2 protein-coding genes are annotated in these 2491 nt (G+C 40.9%); one reads left to right on the top strand and one right to left on the bottom strand.

Annotated elements, in window-relative coordinates; all coding sequences use genetic code 11:
- Positions 1-1572: FG-GAP repeat domain-containing protein (locus ACEW8O_RS24905; RefSeq protein ID WP_373497340.1), on the bottom strand; the 1572-nt coding region annotated here is incomplete at its 3' end.
- Between the two features lie 94 nt (positions 1573-1666).
- Between ACEW8O_RS24905 and murF the strand changes: the two genes are divergently transcribed.
- Positions 1667-2491, top strand: an 825-nt coding sequence (gene murF / locus ACEW8O_RS24900; RefSeq protein ID WP_373497339.1) for a UDP-N-acetylmuramoyl-tripeptide--D-alanyl-D-alanine ligase, incomplete at its 3' end; no start/stop codon positions are given.

Raw genomic sequence — 2491 nt, 5'->3', positions numbered from 1 at the left:
ACCCAAATAATCCCTTTCAACCAATCGGAGTGGTTGCTGGGCGTTGATGTCCAATTCATAAAGTATCAGTTCACCGGTTTGCCTGGCCAAAAGAAGGTAATCTTTGTTTCCAAATACAAACATTTCCACATGATCCAAGGGTCTGCTGTTTATTGCAGGAAAGCTTATTTCCCGAAGGTTAGTAAGGTTGGGGTCAGTATCAAAGAACACCTTGTGTTGCAGAGTGAAGTTGATGGTATCTACTCCTGCTACCCAATAAGTTTGTCGGTTGGAAGTACTTAAGAATTCTGTGTATTGAAGGTTTTCTAAGTTCATTGCTGACAAACCCTTGAAATCTTCATCCATTAAAGTCCACTCATTCTGATCCACCCCAAAGCGGTATGTTTTACCAACGACTTTCCCGTTTTCATAACTGTTAGCAGTTACAATCAACTCACCTGAAGATTGGAGACCTTTGAAAAATGGCCTGCTATTTTCTCCAAGATCAAGGATTTGGGATTGGAGAAAGGTTTGGGGATTAACCGGAATTGGATCATTGAAATTCAAGCTGAAAACATTTTCGCTGAAGTTGGCTTTGGAAGCACCTGCAACTGCTGATGAATTGCTACTTATAATCAGTCCCTTTTCCCATAGGTAGGAAGTGTGAAAAATGGGGAACTCCGGCAAAGGGCCAATATCGGGCAGTTCTGTTGAAAATTCATCAAATAATGGTTCAGCATTACTGCCTTTGTTGGGCAAATAGTATAAGGTGTTGCATTCATCCTGTCCCATCAAAAGGTCCAAAATGCCATCATCGTTAAAATCAGTGTATAGAACAGAGTGTCCTCCCGCATGTTGGATTCTTTTATCTGCGTCAATTTCATGGAGCCTTCCCATAGGCAGGCCATTGCAGGTCAACCCAAAGCTGAAAGTCCCGCAGCCACAAAACTCGAAATTCCCCCATCTTGCTTCCGGAAAAGCAAATCCATCTATATCAGCTATTCCCTTTCTTTCCATGCTGGTGTTCCTATAAAACTCCAGATAATCACCCGAAGCAAAATTGAAAGTAACAATATCCAAATCCCCATCTCCATCAATGTCCATAATCAGCGGAATGTCCAGGTTATTGGCCTGAAGGTTTGATCCGTTATCCAGTCTTAGAAAATTCTGCGCCAATTCCCAACTTGGATATTTGGCACCCTCTTGGGTGATATTCCGGTAAGCTCTTATCCCAAAAGGGCTGCTTGTGAACAGGTCTTTTTTTCCGTTTCCATTGAAATCTGCCAACACCATAAATCCGGCAACATCATTTGGAAAGTAATATGACATCTCCGGTAGATATACAAAATCATCTCCATCGGTTTGAAACACTAAAATCCTTCGGGAATTGATATCCCAAATGACCCATTCTTCATTTCCATCTCCATTGGTATCCATTTGTTGGAACTGGGCTGCATTGATCCCTACGGCAAACGGCATTTCGATTTCATTTCCTTGGAGAGAAACTTTGATAGATTGGTCAAAAGTGAAAGTTTGCTGGGCATTTACCCAAAAGGTGGTTAAAAAAAGGAAAGCAATAAAACCGTACTTCATCAATTGGTCCGAGGATTAAGTCCTAAAATTAAACGATAGAATTTGATATAAGATGTTTGCGAATCCTTTAATTTTAGCCGTCAAACCTGAGATCATGAATATACCCCAACTTTATAAGCATTACCTACAAGCAACAGGCGTAAGTACTGATACCAGAAAAATAGATCAGGGCAATATCTTTTTTGCCTTGAAAGGCCCAAATTTCAATGCCAATGATTTTGCTTCCAGGGCTTTGGAGATCGGTGCATCTCTGGTAGTGGTGGATGAAGAAAGGGTAATTCCGGAACACGATAACAGGTATTTTTTGGTAGAGGATGTTTTGTTTGCATTACAGCAGCTCGCAAATTATCACAGAAAGCAATTGACCATACCCGTTATCGGATTGACAGGGAGCAATGGGAAAACCACTTCCAAAGAATTGCTGAATGCTGTACTGAAAAGAAAATTTAAAACTGCGGCAACAGTCGGAAACCTGAACAACCATATTGGGGTTCCTTTGACCCTATTGTCGATCGGTAAAGGTGTGGAAATTGCAATTGTGGAAATGGGTGCCAATAAACAAGGCGATATCAAAGAACTCTGTGATATCGCTGAACCCACCCACGGATTTATCACCAATATCGGAAAGGCACATTTGGAAGGTATGGGTGGCCTTGAAGGGGTGCTTAAAACCAAGACAGAACTTTTCCAGCATCTCAGGGAAAATAAAGGAACAGTTTTTATCAATTCCCAAGATCCGGTTTTATTCAATATGGCAAAACGATTTGAAGAACCGGTATTATATCCATCAAAAGGTGATTACTGTGAGGTGACTTTTGTGGAGGCCAATCCCTTTGTGAAGTTTGAGATCGAAGGGGATAAAACAGTATATAACTCGTCATTAATAGGAGATTATAATTTTGGTAATATTGCCACAGCA

Source organism: Aquiflexum sp. (genome assembly GCF_041749095.1).
GTDB lineage: Bacteria > Bacteroidota > Bacteroidia > Cytophagales > Cyclobacteriaceae > Aquiflexum.
Note: the sequence above shows the minus strand (reverse complement) of the source record. Positions and strands in the feature narration are given on the sequence as shown.